Consider the following 17,700-nt stretch of genomic DNA (forward strand, 5'->3'; position numbering starts at 1 on the left):
GGCTGCCTCCTCTACCGAAACGGTAGGGGGCGTCGATGGCCGATGCGGGCGAATGGATCTTTGTCCTGTTTGCCCCGGTTATGCCGTCGGTAGGGTTCGCCGGTACAGGAAGAAGACCCGCTCGATCCACGCGCCCGCGCTACCCGAATAGAACGGCACCGGTCCCACCCAGCCGATCTGTGCCCGGTCCAGCCCCGCCGCCCGCTGGTCGCGCAGGCAGCGCCGCAACAGCACCCCACCGATGCCCGAGCCCTCCGCGGCCGGCGCGGTGCCCATCGGCCCGAACCAACTCGGCCGCGACGACCCGTACGCGGCGAAGCCGAGCACCTCGCCGTTGCGCTCCGCCAGGTGGCAACCGGCGTCGGCACGCCCCACCGACCCGGCCAGCTCACCGTCCCACGTTCCGCCGAAGGTGGACCGGGCGAACGCGGTCAGCGCCGGCAGGTCCGCCGGCTCCGCCCGGCGTACCGTGACGCCCTGGTCGGCCAGCCGCCGCTCCGTCGCCTCGGTGGACCGCAGTGCCGGCGACCCGTCGTACGACAGGTCCGCGGTCATGTTCCAGGCGGTCCGGTCCTGCTGGTAGCCGAGCGCGAGTGCGGCGCAGACCGCCGGCGTGTAGCGGACGTCGATTCCCGGCCACGCGTAGTACGGCGGGTTTCCGGCCAGCAGCACCTCGGTCGCCCCGCGTTCGGCGAGCACCCGCTCGGCCCGCTGGAGCAGCGTCCGGCCGACGCCCCGACGCCGCTGATCCGCAAGGACCGCGACCAGGTCCACGTGCCCGATCCCCGGCTCGGTCGACGACACCGAACAGATCAGCACCCCCACCAGGTCCGCGCCCCGGTACGCGCCCAGCCCGACCGCCGGCCGCTCGGTGGCGGCCCGGGTCCAGAGCACGTCCACGATGGAAGCCGCCTCGGCGGCGTCCTCGGGCAGGTCGAGAGCCTGCTGGCAGAGCTGTACGACGCTGGTGACCAGGTCGGCGGTCAGCTCGGTGACGGTGATCTCGGCGTCCATGGTCGCCGACCCTAGATGACCGACTGTCGAGCCGCACGCCCGGCTCAGCGCTTCAGGAAGGAAACCTGCCTATTGCTGGGCGGCGCGAACGGCCGCGTAGGCGTCGACCTGGCCGGCGCCGGTGACGTTCGACGGGGTACCGCAGGCGTCGGAAGGGCTGTCGGAGCGATAGGTGGGTGTCGCCACCGTGGCGGTGTCCCGAAGGATCTGCCTGGTCCGGGTCACGTCACCGACCAGCGCCGGGTTCGCCGACCACATCAGCGCGACCACCCCGGCCACCTGCGGGGTCGCCATCGACGTACCGTCCAACGCGGCGTACGTGCCGCCCGGCATGGCCGACACCACCCCCACCCCCGGCGCCAGCACGTCCGGTTTACCCGAGCCGCCCGGCACCGGCCCGCGCGAGGAGAACTCGGCGACCCGCCGCTGGGCGTCCACCGCGCCCACTGTCAGCACGTCCGGGTACGGGGCGGGCGGATCGTCGATCGACGCGCACCACGGGCCGGTGTTACCGGCCGCGGCGACCACGAAGATCCCGGCGGCGTCGAGGGCGGCGGTGGCCGGCCGCAGAACGCGCTGGTCGCAACCCTCGATGGGCGGGCAGCCCCACGAGTTGGTCAGCACCTGCGGGGCGCGCTCCGGACGGCCGTCGGTGAACGGGTCGCCGCCGGCTGGGAAGGGCGCCAACATGAACTGGAGGCAGTCCAGGTAGTGCGCGGGGCTGCCCAGGTTGCGGTCCAGGTTGACGCAGCCCACCCACTGCGCGTCCGGCGCCACCCCGATGCCGTCCCGCCCGACCGCGCTGCCCACCGTGTGGGTGCCGTGCCCGCCCTGGTCGGTCGGGCTCCGGGTGTCGTCCCACGGGTCGTACCAGGAGTCGTCCCCACCACGGAACCCGGCTCGTAGCGCCGGATGGGTGCCGTCCACCCCCGAGTCGGAGCTGCCGACCACGATGCCCGTGCCGGTGACCCGGAGTTGGGACCACACCCGGTCGGCACCGATCTGGCTGATGTTCCACTGCGGGCCGGTGGGCTTGGGCAACGTGCCCCGGTTCTGCCCGGCCGGGGCCGGCAGCGGTCGCAGGCGCTGGCTGACCAGCACCCGCGCCACCTCCGGCCGGCGGGCGAGCCAGGCACGGACCGCTGGGCCGCCGTCCACCTCGACCGCGTTGACCAGGTAGTACGACACCGGGTCGAGGCGCAGCCGGTTCAACCCCCGCAGCAGGTCACCCTGGCTCTGCTCGGCGGTCGTCACCAGTCGCCGGTAGACCTCCGCCGCGCGGGCGTCCCGCCCGGCCCGACCCGGCGCCGCGGCCGGAAGGTCGCTCAGGTCGGCCTGCGTACGCAGCACCACGAACAGCCGCTCGCCGTACAGGCCCGGCTGGCCGGGGCCGAGGTCGACCACCGCGAACGCCACCAGCAGCACCACGGCCGCCACCGCGGCGACCCGCCTGTTCGGGGTGCGTGCCGTGCGTCGGGCGAGCAGCACCGCGTACCCGATGGCGACCACTACCGCGACGGCGAGCCCGACGCCGCTGGCGGCCGCCACCCAGAACGGGATGTCCCGGGTGCCGACCAGCAGCAGGCTGATCTCTTCCGGGTCGGTGAAGGCCAACGGGCCGAGCACGGCCAGGCCCACGAGCCAGCCGGTCGCCGTGCGGCCGGCGCGGGTGGCCTCAACCGGGTCGGCGGTGGCCGGGCCGGGGGTGGCCGGGCTGGTGGTGGCTGGGCTGGTGGTGGCTGGGTCGGGGGTGGCCGGGTCGGCGGTGGGCCGCCAGGTCGCGGCCCAGAGCGCGGCCAGTGCGAAACCCACCGGCGGCACTGTCAGCAGCGCGGGCAACTGCGCGCCGGACTGGCCGGTCCCGGCCGCGAGCAGCAGCAGCGCCACCCCGGCGACCAGGCCGCCGACCAGCACCAGCCGAGCCGGCCGGGGCGGTCGCCCAACCGCGAACAGCGACCAGAACGGGGCATCCAGCAGAGTCGCGGCGAGCACCCCGAGCGCGGCGGCCGCCAGCAGCGCGAGCGCGGTCTCCAGGAGGCCGCCGAGCGCGCCCAGCCAGGCCCACGGCAGCAGCAGCGCCAACCCGGCGGCGACAGCGAGCAGCGGCACCGGGCCGGGCTGGCGCACGCGCCGTCCGACCGACTCCGCGTTCCCAGCGGCCTCGGACCGCGTGGCGTCGCCGTCTCCGCTGGCCTCGGGCCGCGTGGCGTCGCCGTTCCCGGTGGGCGCGGGCCGTGTGGTGTCGCCGTTCCCGGTGGCCTCGGGCCGCGTGGTGTCGCTGTTCCCGGTGGGTGCCGGGCCGCGGACCGAGCCAATCAGCCCGGGGTACGCCCAGCGGCGCGCCGACCAACGAACGGCGAGCGCGCTGAGCAACGCGGCGCCGGCCAGCGCGGCGAGGTATGCCTCGTGGTGCACCGGCGGCACGACCCGCAGCACTGTGAGCACGCCGAGCGCGAGTGCCCCGATCAACCAGGCCCGCCCGGTGGCCCGGACCGCGCCCGACCGGGGCAGGAGGGCCAGCAGCAGGGCGGGTGTGCCGGCCAGCACGACGGTGGCCAGGCCGAGCACCGGCCAGAGCCAGCCGAACCGGTCCCGTCCGAAGCCCAGCAGCACCTGATCGGTGAGCCAGCCACCGGTCTGGGTTCCCACTGTGACCGCCACCGTCCAGCAGCCGACCAGCACGGCCGCGACCACCGGCCACGGGGAACTGCGGTCGCTGTAGCCGGGGTGCGCAGGTTGACCTTGCATCCGAGAACCTTACGACTACGAGGAAGGGTTTCGACCCGACCGTCGGGTTCCGGGGCTACGAGGAACCGTGCAGATCTTGGACAATTTCCGTCAGGAGATGACGGAAACTGTCCAAGATCTGCGAACGGTCGGCATGGGCCGGGTGGCGAGACGTGTCGTGCGCTTCGGAGCAGGTAGGCGCGGTGCGGAGCGGGCGGCGAATGTCGACACGGTGGCTCGACGGTTACGGTGGACGGGTGCGCGACCCCAATATCTCCCGATCCGTCGCCGGTCAGCTCTCACCGGTCCGCCGTGCGTCCGACCTGCGTCGACTGCGTGCCGAGCGCTTCGACGTGCTGGTCATCGGGGGCGGGGTGACCGGAGCCGGCACCGCCCTGGACGCGGCGTCCCGTGGCCTGAAGGTGGCGCTGGTCGAAGCGCGTGACCTTGCCGCCGGGACCTCCAGCCGGTCCAGCAAACTCATCCACGGTGGCCTGCGCTACCTGGAGCAGTTGGAGTTCCACCTGGTCCACGAGGCACTCACCGAGCGTGGTCTGCTGGCCACCCGGCTCGCGCCGCACCTGGTACGCCCGGTGCCGATCATGGTGCCGCTGCCGGCCGGGCGGGGCCTGCGGGACCTGCCGGCCCGGGTCTTCCGCCGTTCCTACTACGGCGCCGGCGTGGCCGCGTACGACGCCTTCGCCGGGATCTTCGGCGGTGGCAGGGGCATGCCCCTGCACCGGCACCTGACCCGGGAGGGCGCCCGGCGGATCTTCCCGAGTCTGCGGGCCGACGCGCTGGCCGGGGCGATCCGCTACTACGACGGGCAGGTCGACGACGCCCGGCTGGTGGTCACCCTGGCCCGCACTGCGGCCAGCCTCGGTGCCACTGTGGTGAGCAGTGCCCGCGCCGTCGGGTTGATCCGGCAGGCGCGCGAGGTGACCGGCGTCCGCGTCCGGGACCTGGAGGCGCCGTCGGGCTCGCCGGACGCGGAGTTCGAGGTGCAGGCGCGCACCGTCATCGCCGCCACCGGTGTGTGGAGCGACGACATGTCCCGGATGCTCAACGACGTCGGCCTGCGGCCCGGCGTCCGGGTGCGCGCCTCCAAGGGGGTGCACCTGGTGGTGCCCCGCTCGGCGATCACCGGCGAGACGGGGCTCATCCTGCGTACGGCGAGTTCGGTGCTCTTCGTCATCCCGTGGGGCGGGCACTGGATCATCGGCACCACTGACACCGACTGGCGGCTGGACCGTTCCCACCCGGCCGCGTCGGCCCGCGACATCGATTACCTCCTCCAGCAGGTCAACACCGTGCTGGACCGGCCGCTGACCACCGCCGACATCGAGGGGGTGTACGCCGGGCTGCGGCCACTGCTGGCCGGCGAGGCCGACTCGACCTCGAAGCTCTCCCGGGAGCACGCGGTCTTCGAGCCGATGCTCGGGCTGCTGCTGGTGGCCGGCGGCAAGTACACGACGTACCGGGTGATGGCGTCCGACGTGGTCGACCGGGCCGCTCGCCGGCTCGGTGGCGCCCGCGCGTCGCGTACCGCCGATCTGCCGTTGCTCGGCGCCGACGGCTACCCGGCCATGTGGCGGGACCGGGCCGACCTGGCGCGCCGGCACGGTGTGCCGGTGGGTGTGGTGGAGCACCTGCTGGAGCGGTACGGCACCCTCACCCTGGACCTGCTGGCGCTTGTCGACGCCGATCCTCTGCTGGCGTCCCCGTTGGCGGGTGCCCCGGAGTATCTGGCGGCCGAGGTCGCCTACGCGGCGCGGGCCGAGGGCGCGCTGCACCTGGAGGACGTGCTGACCCGGCGAACCCGGATCTCGTTCGAGACCAGCCACCGGGGGCTGGAGTCGGCGGAGCACACCGCCGAGTTGATGGGCGCGGTGCTCGGTTGGGACGCGGCCACCCGGGCGCGCGAGGTCGAGCACTACCGGGCGCGGGTGGAGGCGGAGCGGCAGTCCCAGTTGATGCCGGACGACGCGGCGGCGGATGCGGCCCGCCTCGGCGCTCCGGACGTGCGGGGTTACGCGGCTGACCGGGGCGACGACGATCAGGCGGAGCTGCGCCCGTCCGCTCGATGACGAATTGCGACGTTACCGATGGGTAACCATCGATACCGGCCCGGATGGTGGTTTCGAACGCTACCTACGGTGGGGTAGGTTTCCGCGCGTGCTACCCCGCGCGCGCCCTCGTCTGCTCGTACCCCTGCTCGTCGTCGCGCTCGTCGGCGCCCTGACCGGGTGCTCCCTTTTCGACGGAGACAAGCCGAGCACCCCGGTGGCGCAACCGACCGCCGGCCCCGCAGGTGGCGGATCGCAGCTGGAGATCCCCACCACTGTCGCCGCCGGTCAGGTCAGCCTGCTCCAGCGGCTCGGCGAAGACGGGCCGATGCGCACCCTGAGCGTCGAGCGGAACGGCGCGTGGCAGTGCGTCGACTGCGCCGGCGACGGCGTGACCTCCCGGGGCACCCTCGCACCGGAGCTGACCGAACGGCTGCAGGTGCTGCTCGCCAACCCGGCGCTGGCCGACGAGACCGATCAGGCCCGGCGATACAGGACCACCTGCATCGACGCGCTGACGTCCAGCCTCATCACCTCGGCCGGGCTGATCACCTCGCAGGACTGCCCGGGTGAGGAGCTCACGCCGGTCGCCGGGGAGATCCTGCTGCTGCTCACCCAGGCGACCCCGGCCGAGGTCAAGGGCTGACCGTAGCCGGTCAGAGCACCTTGCCCGGGTTGAGCAGGCCGGCCGGGTCGAGCGCCGACTTGATCGCCTGATGCACACGGACACCGACCGGCCCGATCTCCCGGGCCAGCCAGTCCCGCTTGAGCAGCCCCACCCCGTGCTCGCCGGTGCACGTGCCGCCCAGGTCCAGGCCGAGCCGCATGATCTCGTCGAAGGCCCGCCGGCCCCGCTCCACGCTCGCCGGGTCGGCCCGGTCGACAACGATGTTCGGGTGCATGTTGCCGTCCCCGGCGTGCCCCACCACGCCGATCGGCACCGCACACTCGACAGCGATCCGGGCGACCCCGTCCAGGAGCGCGGCGAGCGCGCCGCGCGGCACCGCCACGTCGTCGATCACCAGACCGCCGTTGCCGCCCGGGTAGGCGTCCGCCGCGAACTTCTCCATCGCCGGGTGGGCCAGCCGACGAGCCTGGAGCAGCGCCGCCGCCTCCACCGCGTCGGTGGCCGCGTAGACCTCGTCGGCGCCAACGGCCTCGCACACCTCGGCCAGCACGGCCAGGTCGTCCGCCGCCCGGGAACCGGTGTCGGCGGCGGCCAGCAACAGGGCCTGCGCGTCGGTCCGCAGACCCATCGGCTGGTACGCCTCGATCGCCCGCAGGTGGGTCTGGTCCAGCAACTCCAGCAGGCTGGGAGTGAGCCCGCGAGCCGCGATCTCGGCCACCGCCGCGCCGGCCGTGGCGGTGGAGGGGAAGACCGCCACCAGGGTCAGTGAGTCGGCCGGGGCGGGCCGCAGCGCCACTGTCACCTCGGTGATCACGCCGAGGGTGCCCTCCGAACCGACGAACAACCGGGTCAGGTCGTAGCCGGCCACCCCCTTGGCCGTACGCCGGCCGGTGCGCAGCACCTCACCGGAGGCGAGCACCACCTCCAGGCCGAGCACGTACTCGGTGGTCACCCCGTACTTCACACAGCACATGCCGCCGGCGTTCGTGGCCACGTTGCCGCCGATCGTGGACGACTGCCAGGAGCCGGGGTCCGGCGGGTACCAGAGGCCCTGTTTCGCCACCGCCCCGGCCAGCGCCGCGTTGACCACCCCGGGCTGGACCACGGCGATCCGGCTCACCGGGTCGATCTCCCGGATCTCGTTCATCGCGACGGTGCTGAGCACCACGGCGCCGTCCACAGCGTTCGCCGCGCCGGCCAGCCCGGTCCGCGCGCCCTGCGGCACCACCGGTACGCCGTGCCGCGCCGCCGCCTGGATCACGGCGACCACCTGCTCGGTGTCGCGCGGACGGGTCACCACCAGCGGGACGCCGGCGGCGCACAGGTCGGCCTCGTCCCGCTGGTGCATGCGCAGCAGGTCCGGGTCGGTGAGCACGGCGTCGTCACCGAGCGCGGCGCGCAGGTCGTCGAGGAGCGCGGTGGGGGCCATGCAGCCGAGGCTAGGTCGCCGACCGGCGATCATCAACATGATCGACTGGGCGGGATAACTTGGGCACCATGCTCTACCTGGACCGGCCGGCCTGGCCGTGGCGCGGTCGGCTCTGGTCGCACCTGATCAGTGATGTCTCGTACGCCGAGCTGCACGCCTTCGCCGAGGCGCTCGGCGCGCCCCGGCGCGGCTTCGACCGGGACCACTACGACATCCCGGCGGATCGGTTCGCGGCGGCGGTGTGGCTCGGCGCCCAGGTGGTGCCGAGCCGGGAGCTGGTCCGGTTGCTCCGCGCCGCCGACCTGCGTCGGCCGAAGCACCTGGTCAACCCGCGTTCTCCGGCGCCCCGGTGAGGGTGGCCAGCTCGCGGCGCACATTGTCCCGGGCGGGCTCTTCCCACCGGCTCACCAGCGGTGGCGACCGGAACAGCGCGGGCAGCGACAGCAGGCCGGTCAACACGGCGGCCCGCCCAGCCCGGAAGGCCGGCTCCGGCACGTGGGCGTACTCGTGGCGGATCGCCGCCGCGTAACGGTCGTAGCGGGCCGGCGGCGCGGCCAGAACGGCCAGGTCCGCGTCGCAGAGCAGCGCGCCATCCCGGTCGTTCGGCGTCACCGTGTGCCCGGCGGTGAGCAGCACGAGCCGGCGCACCTCGGCCACCGTGGGCGCCGGCACTCCGAGCCCGGTGAGCACGCTCTCGGCCAGTTCGGCGCTGTCACGTTCGTTGGCGTCGCCGGCGGCCCGGGGGTCGTAGACAGCGTCGTGGAACCAGGCCGCCAGCCGGACCGCGTCGGCCCGAATGGCCAGGTCGGCGTGCTGGTCCACCACATCGAGCACAGCCGTCAGGTGGGCCAGCGTGTGGTAGTGCCGGTGCGGCTCTCGCCACCGGACGGTCAACTGCTCCCCGGCCCTTGTCGTATCCGGGTCGGGCCTCGCGCCGGCACCCCGGGCCGCCGCCCGCCACCGGTCCAACAGATCAACCACCGCCCGAGTCTCCCGCATCGGCCCCCGCCGCGCGGGAAGGGAGGGTTCAGCGGGCCCACCACGGGTAGTCGCGCCCATGGCCGTGGCCCGGGACAAGCGACAGCCGATGGTGCGACGTACCGCGCTGCGCGACGGTTTGGTGGACATCGACGGCGCGCGAATCGCCGAGGCCACCGAACAACTGCGCCACCGCGGTCGGGCCACCCTGCACGACCGGTTGCACCGGGTACGGATGGCCGGCGGACTCGCCGTACAGGCCGGGCTGGCCGCCGGGCTGGCCTACCTGATCTCGCACAAGGTGCTCGGCAACCCGCAACCGGTCTTCGCGCCGATCTCCGCGGTCGGCACCCTGGCCGCGTCGGTCGGTCAGCGGTTCCGCCGGACGGTGGAGCTGATCGTCGGGGTGGGGGTCGGGGTGGCCGTCGGCGACCTCCTGATCTACCTGCTCGGCACCGGGGCGTGGCAGCTCGGCCTGGTGGTCACAGTGGCGATCCTGCTCACCATCTTCGCCGGAGCGAGCGTGGCCATCGTCATCCAGGCGGCGGCCACGGCCGTGCTGATCGTGACGCTGAGCCCGTCGACCCAGAACCTGGAGATCCCCCGCTTCGTCGACGCGTTCCTCGGCGGTGGGATCGCGCTGCTGGTCACGGCGGTGCTGCTGCCACTGAACCCACTCCGCGTGATCAACCGGGCGGCCCGCCCCGCCCTGGACCTGCTCGCCGCCCAACTCGACGCCACCGCCGACGGGCTGCGCAACCGGAATCGCGCCACCATCCAGGGCGCACTGGAGAGGCTGCGCAACAACAAGGAGGAGTTGGCCACGTTGGGCGAGGCGATCGAGGGGGCGAAGGAGACCGCCACCCTCTCTCCGGCCCGCTGGCACCGCCGCGACGAACTGACCCACTACGCCGAGGCGGCCGACCCGATCGACAGGGCGATGCGCAACAGCGGCACGCTGATCCGCCGGTCCGTCACGCTGGTCGAGGACGAGGAACCGGTGCCCGATCCGATGCCGGACGCGATCGGCCACCTCGCCGAGTCGGTCCGGCTGCTCAAGCACGAGTTCGCCGCCGGTGAGGAGCCGGAGAAGGCCCGGGAGCGGTCGCTGCGGGCGGTCAGCGAGGCCGGCCGGGCGTACGGCGCCGGGGTGGGCTTCTCCGGCAGCGTGGTGATCGCCCAGATCCGCACCACCGCGAGCGACCTGCTGGTCGCCTCCGGGATCGAGCAGGAGGAGGCGAACCGGTGGATCCGCACCGCCTTCGGAGAGCAGGAGCGCCCGGTCGGTGAACCCGCCGAGCCCGGCGAGGCGCCGAAGCCACCCACCGCCCCGCCGGTCGGCTGAGCGCTGGCAACCGCCGGTCGGGCGTCAGCCCAGCTCGGCCAGCGCCGCGAGCAGCCGGTCCACCTCGGCGGCCGTGCTGCCCAGCCCGATGCTGGCCCGCAGCGCGGTGGGCGGCAGGTCCCGCCGGCCGGTACGCCCCGCCGCCTCGCCGAGCAGACGCCGGGCCAGCGGGTGGGCACAGAACAACCCGTCCCGTACGCCGATGTGGTGTTCGGCGGCGAGCCGGGCGGCCACCTCGGTGGAGTCCCAGCCGGCGACCACGAACGAGACGATGCCGACCCGGGGCGCGTCCGGGCCGAAGGTGCGCAGCTCGACGACGTGCGGCAGGGCGGCGAGGCCGGTCCGTAGCCGGGTCAGCAGGCCCTGCTCCTGGGCGGCCAGCGCGCCCTGGTCCGCCTCGTCGAGCGCCTTGCACACCGCCGCCAGCGCGACCGCTCCGAGCAGGTTCGGGGTGCCGCCCTCGTGTCGGGCCGGGCCGGTCGCCCAGGTCACGTCGTGGGTGGCCGGCCCGACGTGGCTGGTGGCGCCACCGCCGGCCAGGTAGGGCGGCGCGGCGTCCAGCCAGTCGGCCCGACCGATCAGCACGCCCGCGCCGAACGGCGCGTACAGCTTGTGGCCGGACACGGCAAGGTAGTCGACGTCGAGCGCGAGCAGGTCGACCGGGGCGTGCGGGGCGAGCTGCGCGGCGTCGAGGGCGATCCGGGCGCCGTGCCGGTGGGCCACCCGCGCCAGTTCGGCGACCGGCCACCGCTCACCTGTCACGTTGCTCGCACCGGTCACCGCGACCAGCACCGGCAACGCCGGGCTGCTGCCCCGGCGCAGCTCGCTGAGGGCGGCGGCGAGATCGCGTACCGCCCCGTCGGGGTCGCTGGGCACCGGCAGCCGCACCGACCCGCGCGGCCAGGGCAGCAGGTTGGCATGGTGTTCGGAGGCGTTCGTGACCACGGTGGTGCCGGCCGGCACGGCCCGCGCCAGCAGGTTGAGCGCGTCAGTGGTGTTGCGGGTGAAGATCACATGATCGTCGGCGCGAGCGCCGAAGAAGTCGCCGATCGTCTGCCTCGCCTGCTCGTACGCGAGGGTGCAGCGCCGCGACAGCGCTCCCGCTCCGCGATGCACGCTGGCGTACCAGGGAAGCAGCTCGGCCACTGCGTCGGCGGCGACCCGCGCGCACGGCGCACTGGCCGCGTAGTCGAGGTTGATCTCGCCGGGAACGCCGAGGACGTCGAGCGGCGCGGACGGCGCCGACGGCACCGTGGGCAGGCTGGGCAGGCTGGGCAGCGAGGGGACGAGAGTGACGGACACGCCGGAACCTCCGGGGTCAGGGACCCCGGGTGCGACATCGGGACGGGGTCCGCGCTTGCCCAGCACACCGATCGGGCTGGGCCCGGTCATCACCCGGGGCACCCCACCGCGAACTCGACGAGGGTTGCCGGCCAGCAAGCCGGGGCTGAACGCTGGCACTCGTGACCTGCCGGCAGCATAGCGGCTACCGATGCGACCGAACCAGCCGGCGGCGGATGGCTACGCTGACCGCATGGCCGACACCCCGCCCGGTTCACCGCTGCCGCCGTCGCCCGCCGCCGCGCCTGCGCCCGCCGTCCCGCCCATGGGTGAGACGCCCCGGATGCCGCTGCGCCGACTGGGCTGGCGGCGGTTCCTGGTGCTGGCCGGGGTGGTGCTGTTGATCGCGGCGTGCGCGGTCTTCATGGTCTTCACGCTCGGCCAGTCGCTCGGTGTGCAGGCCCTGCTGATCGGGGTGGTCGCCGCCATCCTGCCCGTGCCGGTGCTGGTGGGCTGCTTCCTCTGGCTGGACCGGTACGAACCGGAGCCGCTCAAGTATCTGATCTTCTGCTTCGCCTGGGGGGCGTTCGTCTCCACCGCCGCCTCGCTCACTGTGAACGACTTCGCGGCCAACCGCTTCGCCGACTGGGGCCTGCCGTCCGCGCTCACCGGAGTGCTGGTGGCGCCGTTCATCGAAGAGCTGACAAAGGCGCTGGGCCCGATCCTGTTGCTGGTGTTCCGCCGCCGCGAGTGGTCGGGGATCACCGACGGCCTGGTCTACTGCGGGCTCGCCGCGGTCGGCTTCGCGATGGTGGAGAACATCCTCTACCTGGGTGGTCTGGGGTACGCGTCCGGCGCCGACCGGTACGGCCCGGCCACCGGCATCCAGCAGGTCATCGCGATCTTCATCCTGCGGATCCTGCTGTTCGGGTTCGCCCATCCCCTTTTCACAGCGATGACCGGTGTGGGGTTGGGTATCGCCTCCCGGACGGCCGACCGGCGCATCCGGGTGCTCGCCCCGATCGCCGGCCTGCTGCTGGCGATGATGTTGCACGGCACGTGGAACCTGCTGCCCACGCTGACCCAGGCCACCGGCGAGACCATGATCATGCTGTACGGCTTCCTGGGCCTCATGGTGCCGGTCTTCTTCGGCACCGTGGGACTGGCGCTGTGGCTGCGCGCCTGGGAGGGGCGGCTCACCGAGCGGGTCCTACCCGACTACGTACGCGCCGGCTGGCTCAGCCCGCCCGAGGTGGCCGCCCTGAGCGGTCTCGGCCGGCGGCACGCCGCCCGCAGTTGGGCGCGGCGGGTGGCCGGCGACGCCGGGGTGCGGGCGATGCGGGGTTACCAGTCCGCGGCGACCCGGCTGGCCCTGCTGCGCGACGGGGCGTTGCGCGGCCTGGACCGCAAACCCGCCGACCAGGAGCGGACCGCCCGGGAGGAGCGGGAGCTGCTGGACGCGATCACCGAATACCGGTCGTTCTTCGTGGGTCGGGACCCGCAGGCCCCGGCGGGGGTCTGGGACGGCAGCCGCTACCACCTGCGCTTCCCGGACGGCACCCAGCGCGCTGTGGACGCACCGGACGAGCCGGTGGTGCCGATCCCCGTGGTGCTGGCTCCGGCCCCGGCTCCGGTGGGGTACGCCCCGCCCGGTTGGCCCGGCCTGCGCCCGGCGTCGCCCTGGCCGCCGACGCACCCCTGACAGCTGCGGCCCCCGGCCTGGCGGCTGACCGCTGACGGCGGGCCAGCAGCGCGGCTCAGGCCAGCAGCGCGGCTCAGGCCAGCAGCGAGGTGAGGAAGTCACCGAGGCCCTGGAACATCGCGATCAGCGCGGCCCCGATCGCCCGGAACATCTGCGCGGCACCGTCCGGCCGAAAGGCCATGAAGTAGATCAGGAACGCGACACTGCCCCAGGTCAACAGCTTCTTCACGAATACCGGCATCGTCCCTCCCCAGGGCCACGGTCGCCGGATGGCTTCCCGTCGTGCGGCCGGGCAAACGGTGCGCGACAGGGCCTGAGGGCCGGGGGAGGTGCGTCAGAGGTAGAGGCCGGTCGAGTCGTTCTCGATCCGCTCGGCGGCCACGGCGTGCACGTCCCGCTCCCGCAGCAGCACGTAACCGCGGCCGTGCAGCTCGACCTCGGAGCGCTCGTCCGGGTCGAAGAGCACCCGGTCGCCGGAGACGATGGCGCGGACGTTCGGCCCCACCCCGACCGCTGTGGCCCAGGCGAGGCGCTTGCCGACCGCCGCGGTCGCCGGAATGACGATGCCAGCGGTGGAGCGGCGTTCGCCCTCGCTGCCCTCCATCCGCACCAGCACACGGTCGTGCAGCAGGCGGATCGGCAGGCCGGCGTCGAGATCGTTGTCGGCGGTCACGTCGCAGACGCTACCGTGTGGCCAACGGTGGCCGGCCGGTGGTTACGCCGGAGGTGGTCGGGGCATTGTGTGGCGGAACCGCCCTACGGTGTCGGGAACGGACGTATGCTGTCCGACCTGTCGCCGTCGGCGGGCCGGGTTTTCTGCCAGGAGGTGCGCTTGAGCCGCTTCGAGCGGGTACGCGGGCGGCTTCGCCGCGCCTACCAGTCACGACAGGAGTCGGCGCGCGCCGATGAGGGCGTCTCCAGTGACGCGTTGAGCGACGCGTCGGAGGCGGCCCGGGTGGCGTCGCCGACGGTGCCGGGGCCGACCGCGCCGTCGAGCGCCACCGTCTACGGCGCGGAGCCCCCGGTGGACCTGCACAGCTCCACCTCCAGCCGGGACGACGCCGACGTTCCGCACGGGCTGCGGATCGCCGCCGCGTGGTGTTGGCGACTGATCGTGATCGGCGTGGTGGCCTGGGCGCTGCTGCGGATCGTCGGCACGGTCAAGATCGTGATCATTCCGCTGGCCATCGCGCTGCTGCTCTCCGCGCTGCTCGCCCCGGCGGTGGGCTGGCTGCTGCGGGCCCGGTTCCCCCGGTCGCTGGCGACGGCGGTGGTGCTGGTCGGCGGCCTGGCCGCGGTGATCGGCACGCTGACGCTGGTGGTCAACGAGTTCATTCGTGGCGTACCGGAGCTGAGCGAGAAGTCCTCGGAGGGCGTCCGGCAGATCCAGAACTGGCTGAAGACAGGCCCGCTGCACCTCTCCGACGGGCAACTCGACCGCTACATCGACGAGGCGCAGGGCTGGATCAACAACAACACCTCGAGGTTCACCAGCGGCGCGTTGAGCACCGCCGCGACGCTGGCCGAGGTGTTGACCGGCACGCTGCTGGTGCTCTTCGCGACGTTCTTCTTCCTGCGCGACGGCAACCGGATCTGGCGTTTCCTGGTCCGGTTGCTGCCGGTGGCCGCCCGCTGGAAGGTCGACGACGCCGGCCGCGCCTCCTGGCAGACGCTCGTCGCCTACGTTCGCGCGACAGTGCTGGTCGCCTTCATCGACGCGGTCGGCATCGGCATCTTCCTGGTCATCTTCGACATCCCGTTCGCCTTCCCGCTGGCCGCGCTGGTCTTCCTTGGCGCGTTCATCCCGATCGTCGGTGCGGCGCTCTCCGGTGGCGTGGCGGTGCTGGTGGCACTCGTCGACAGCGGCCCGGTCACCGCGTTGATCATTCTCGGTGTGGTGATCGGCGTCCAGCAGGTCGAGGGGCACGTGCTCCAACCGCTGATCATGGGCCGGGCGGTGGCACTGCACCCGCTCGCGGTGATCATCGGTATCGCCGCCGGTGTCGTCCTCGCCGGGATCACCGGCGCGCTGGTCTCCGTGCCGCTCATCGCGGTGCTGAACACGGCGGTCCGCCGGCTTGCCGCCCGCAGGGTGCCGGACACCCCGCCCGACGCCGTGGTCGTCGCCTCCCAGGCTCCCTAGACCCGCGCGTCCCGCCAGATCACGCAGGATCAAGGAAAGAGTGGCCTCCCGCCAGCGGGAGACCACTCTTTCCTCGTCGTAGCGCGATCGTGGCCTGCCCAAGCGGCGCGCGGGTCAGGACTTGGCCAGGCGTTCCAAGGCGCCGCGGGCCACCTCGGGACGGGTCGTGTACCAGAAAGGCGGCAGCGAGCGGCGCAGGAACGGCCCGTAGCCTCGGGCCGTCTCCAGCCGAGAGTCGAGCACCGCCACCACACCCCGGTCACCGGTAGCCCGGATCAGCCGGCCCACACCCTGTGCCAGCCGCACCGCGGCGATCGGCACGCTGACCGCCGCGAAGCCGGAGCCGCCGCCCGCGTCCACCGCCGCCGCGCGGGCCGCCGCCAACGGCTCGTCCGGACGGGGGAAGGGCAGCCGGTCGATGACGACGAGCTGGCAGGCGTCGCCCGGCACATCCACCCCCTGCCAGAGCGACATCACCCCGAACAGACAGCTGGCGCGCTCCTCGCGGAAGCGACGCACCAACAGCGGCAGCGACTCCTCCCCCTGGAGCAACACCGGCAGGTCGGTCCGCGCGCGCAACAGCTCCGCCGCCTGCTGCGCGGCCCGCCGGGAGGAGAACAGCCCGAGAGTACGACCACCGAGCGCCTCGACCAGCCCGAGCAACTCCTCCCCGGCAGCCTCGGGCAGCCCGGAGACACTGGGGCGGGGGAGGTGCGCGGCGACGTACAGGATGCCCTGCCGGGCGTAGTCGAACGGCGATCCGACGTCGAGTGACCGCCACCCGGGGCCCTCGGTGGCCGGGACGACGGCGTTCGGTGTGACGTCGCCGGCGAGGCGACGGCCCGGCGCCTCGGCAGCCGGCCGGCCGGGACCGGTGCGGGCGGCCAGTGCGGCCGCGGCGGGGGTCGGCGGGGCGGGCGGCGGCGCGTCCAGCCCGAGGGCGCGGGCGACAGTGTCGAACCGGCCGCCCAGCGCCAGGGTCGCCGACGTGGCCACTACTGTGCGTTCGTCGTACAGGTGGGTGGCGAGGGTGCCGGCCACCGACAGGGGGGCGACCACCAGTGCCCGGCGGTTGCCGCTGTCGTTCTTCTCCACCCAGGCCACGTCGTGGTCGCCCTCCTCCAGTAGCCGCTGCGCGGTGGTGGAGAGTTCGTCCAGGGCGGCCTTGGCCTGCTGCTTGCGGACCGGGTCAGGGTCGTCGGACTTGATGTCGCCGATCGCGTCCAGGGCTGAGCGGGTCGCCGCGTCGAGTAGCGTGCACGCCTCCCGCAGTGGCGTCGGCAGCCCCGCGGTGATCCGCCCGGCCGGCGCCTCGGCCAGCCCGACCGCCAGGGCGTCGCCGGCGGCGGTGAGCGCTTCGGCGGTCTCCGGGCGCAGCAGCGTACGGGCCCGCCGGGTGGTCCGGTCGATCAGCTCCGGCACCAGCTCCGCCTGGGCGGCGGAGGAAACGCGGTCGGCCAGCTCGTGCGCCTCGTCGACGATGAGCAGCTTGTGCGGCGGCACGATGTGCCGGTCGGCGAGCATGTCGACAGCGAGCAGGCTGTGGTTGGTCACCACGATGTCGGCCTCCCGGGCGCGGGCCCGCGACGCCTCGGCGAAGCACTCCTGCCCGAACGGGCAACGGGCCGCGCCGACGCACTCGCGGGCCGGCATCGACACCAGCCGCCAGGCCTGGTCTTCGACGCCCGGGTCCAGTTCGTCCCGGTCGCCGGTGGCGGTCTTCTCGGCCCAGTCGCGCAGCCGCTCGACCTGCTTGCCCAGCCGGCCCGCCTCACCGAGCCACTTCGTCCCGCCGCCGGGGCGCGACGCGGGGGCGTCGAAGAGGGTGTCCTCCGGCTCCTCCTCGGTGGAGTTGTCCAGTCGGGCGAGGCAGAGGTAGTGGTGGCGGCCCTTGAGCACGGCGAAGGTGGGCCGACGGCCGAGCACCGGCTCGACCGCGTCGGCGAGCCGGGGCAGGTCGTGGTCGACCAGCTGGGACTGCAACGCCAGGGTGGCAGTGGAGACCACCACCGGGCCGTCCACGGTGAGCGCCGGCGCGAGGTAGGCCAGCGACTTGCCGGTGCCGGTGCCCGCCTGCACGAGCAGATGCTCGCCGCCGGCCACGCACTCCTCGATCGCCGTGGTCATCTGCAGCTGGCCGGGGCGCTCCGCGCCGCCGGGCACCGCGCCGACCGCCGCCGCCAGCAGCTCGGTGCCACTGGGCCGGGCACCCCGCCGCCGGCCCTTGGCACGGGCCGACGGGGTGGCGGAACCGGTGGCGGTGCGGGGCGGAGTCACCGTGCGACGGTACCCGGCGCCGCCGACACCGACAGCGCCCATCCGCCGCGTGGCGCGATGCCGACCGGAGCGGGCGTTGCGGCCGACCCCGTCCGGTTACGGCCGCGCTA

The 17,700-nt window shown here is 73.7% G+C and carries 14 protein-coding genes and 1 riboswitch; of the genes, 6 read left to right on the forward strand and 8 right to left on the reverse strand.

Translation table 11 applies throughout. The annotated features are described in order from the left end of the window. Nucleotides 1–78 precede the first annotated feature (78 nt). A complete protein-coding gene (locus tag NIE111_RS04010) occupies nucleotides 79–1,014 on the reverse strand; it encodes a GNAT family N-acetyltransferase (protein ID WP_238683087.1) in 936 nt (311 codons plus the stop codon). 69 nt (nucleotides 1,015–1,083) lie between these two features. Continuing rightward, nucleotides 1,084–3,762, reverse strand: coding sequence for a S8 family serine peptidase (locus NIE111_RS04015; protein WP_238683088.1), 2,679 nt, complete (start codon nucleotides 3,760–3,762; stop codon nucleotides 1,084–1,086). Between the two features lie 251 nt (nucleotides 3,763–4,013). Between NIE111_RS04015 and NIE111_RS04020 the strand changes: the two genes are divergently transcribed. Together NIE111_RS04020 and NIE111_RS04025 are read left to right on the forward strand one after the other, a co-directional pair. Continuing rightward, entirely contained in the window at nucleotides 4,014–5,828 is a 1,815-nt protein-coding gene (locus tag NIE111_RS04020; RefSeq protein WP_238683143.1) for a glycerol-3-phosphate dehydrogenase/oxidase, read from the forward strand. Nucleotides 5,829–5,916: 88 nt separating this feature from the next. After that, nucleotides 5,917–6,453 carry a hypothetical protein gene (locus tag NIE111_RS04025; RefSeq protein WP_238683089.1) on the forward strand — a complete coding sequence of 179 codons (537 nt, stop codon included), beginning with the start codon at nucleotides 5,917–5,919 and terminating at the stop codon, nucleotides 6,451–6,453. A 10-nt stretch (nucleotides 6,454–6,463) separates the two neighbouring features. Here the strand turns inward: NIE111_RS04025 and NIE111_RS04030 are convergent, their stop codons facing one another. Beyond that, nucleotides 6,464–7,864 carry an FAD-binding oxidoreductase gene (locus tag NIE111_RS04030; RefSeq protein ID WP_238683090.1) on the reverse strand — a complete coding sequence of 467 codons (1,401 nt, stop codon included), beginning with the start codon at nucleotides 7,862–7,864 and terminating at the stop codon, nucleotides 6,464–6,466. A 68-nt stretch (nucleotides 7,865–7,932) separates the two neighbouring features. Here NIE111_RS04030 and NIE111_RS04035 point away from each other — a divergent pair, with 68 nt between their 5' ends. Next, nucleotides 7,933–8,217 (forward strand): DUF4031 domain-containing protein, encoded by a 285-nt coding sequence (locus NIE111_RS04035; RefSeq protein WP_112674123.1) that lies wholly within the window; start codon nucleotides 7,933–7,935, stop codon nucleotides 8,215–8,217. On the opposite strand, the gene NIE111_RS04040 is transcribed toward NIE111_RS04035, so the two are convergent. Beyond that, nucleotides 8,189–8,845, reverse strand: coding sequence for an HD domain-containing protein (locus NIE111_RS04040; protein WP_238683091.1), 657 nt, complete (start codon nucleotides 8,843–8,845; stop codon nucleotides 8,189–8,191). The genes NIE111_RS04035 and NIE111_RS04040 overlap by 29 nt on opposite strands. Nucleotides 8,846–8,951: 106 nt before the next feature. Between NIE111_RS04040 and NIE111_RS04045 the strand changes: the two genes are divergently transcribed. Continuing rightward, complete coding sequence (locus tag NIE111_RS04045) at nucleotides 8,952–10,187, forward strand: FUSC family protein (RefSeq protein WP_238683092.1); 1,236 nt, start codon at nucleotides 8,952–8,954, stop codon at nucleotides 10,185–10,187. A 24-nt stretch (nucleotides 10,188–10,211) separates the two neighbouring features. Here NIE111_RS04045 and NIE111_RS04050 read toward each other — a convergent pair whose 3' ends face one another. After that, entirely contained in the window at nucleotides 10,212–11,489 is a 1,278-nt protein-coding gene (locus tag NIE111_RS04050) for an aminotransferase class V-fold PLP-dependent enzyme (protein WP_372488277.1), read from the reverse strand. A gap of 46 nt (nucleotides 11,490–11,535) precedes the next feature. Beyond that, nucleotides 11,536–11,656: riboswitch (SAM riboswitch) on the reverse strand. A gap of 23 nt (nucleotides 11,657–11,679) precedes the next feature. Here NIE111_RS04050 and NIE111_RS04055 point away from each other — a divergent pair. Then, nucleotides 11,680–13,170 (forward strand): PrsW family intramembrane metalloprotease, encoded by a 1,491-nt coding sequence (locus NIE111_RS04055; RefSeq protein ID WP_238683093.1) that lies wholly within the window; start codon nucleotides 11,680–11,682, stop codon nucleotides 13,168–13,170. 73 nt (nucleotides 13,171–13,243) lie between these two features. Here NIE111_RS04055 and NIE111_RS04060 read toward each other — a convergent pair whose 3' ends face one another. Further along, the gene (locus NIE111_RS04060) at nucleotides 13,244–13,411 is read right to left on the reverse strand and encodes a hypothetical protein (protein WP_167457715.1); all 168 of its coding nucleotides are present in this window, start codon (nucleotides 13,409–13,411) and stop codon (nucleotides 13,244–13,246) included. 93 nt (nucleotides 13,412–13,504) lie between these two features. Then, complete coding sequence (locus NIE111_RS04065; protein WP_091402887.1) at nucleotides 13,505–13,843, reverse strand: GroES family chaperonin; 339 nt, start codon at nucleotides 13,841–13,843, stop codon at nucleotides 13,505–13,507. A 105-nt stretch (nucleotides 13,844–13,948) separates the two neighbouring features. Between NIE111_RS04065 and NIE111_RS04070 the strand changes: the two genes are divergently transcribed. Beyond that, complete coding sequence (locus NIE111_RS04070) at nucleotides 13,949–15,313, forward strand: AI-2E family transporter (RefSeq protein ID WP_238683094.1); 1,365 nt, start codon at nucleotides 13,949–13,951, stop codon at nucleotides 15,311–15,313. Nucleotides 15,314–15,427: 114 nt separating this feature from the next. Here NIE111_RS04070 and NIE111_RS04075 read toward each other — a convergent pair whose 3' ends face one another. Further along, a complete protein-coding gene (locus tag NIE111_RS04075) occupies nucleotides 15,428–17,632 on the reverse strand; it encodes an ATP-dependent DNA helicase (protein ID WP_238683095.1) in 2,205 nt (734 codons plus the stop codon). Between the last annotated feature and the right edge of the window lie 68 nt (nucleotides 17,633–17,700).

Source organism: Micromonospora hortensis (assembly GCF_022230935.1).
Lineage (GTDB): Bacteria > Actinomycetota > Actinomycetes > Mycobacteriales > Micromonosporaceae > Micromonospora > Micromonospora hortensis.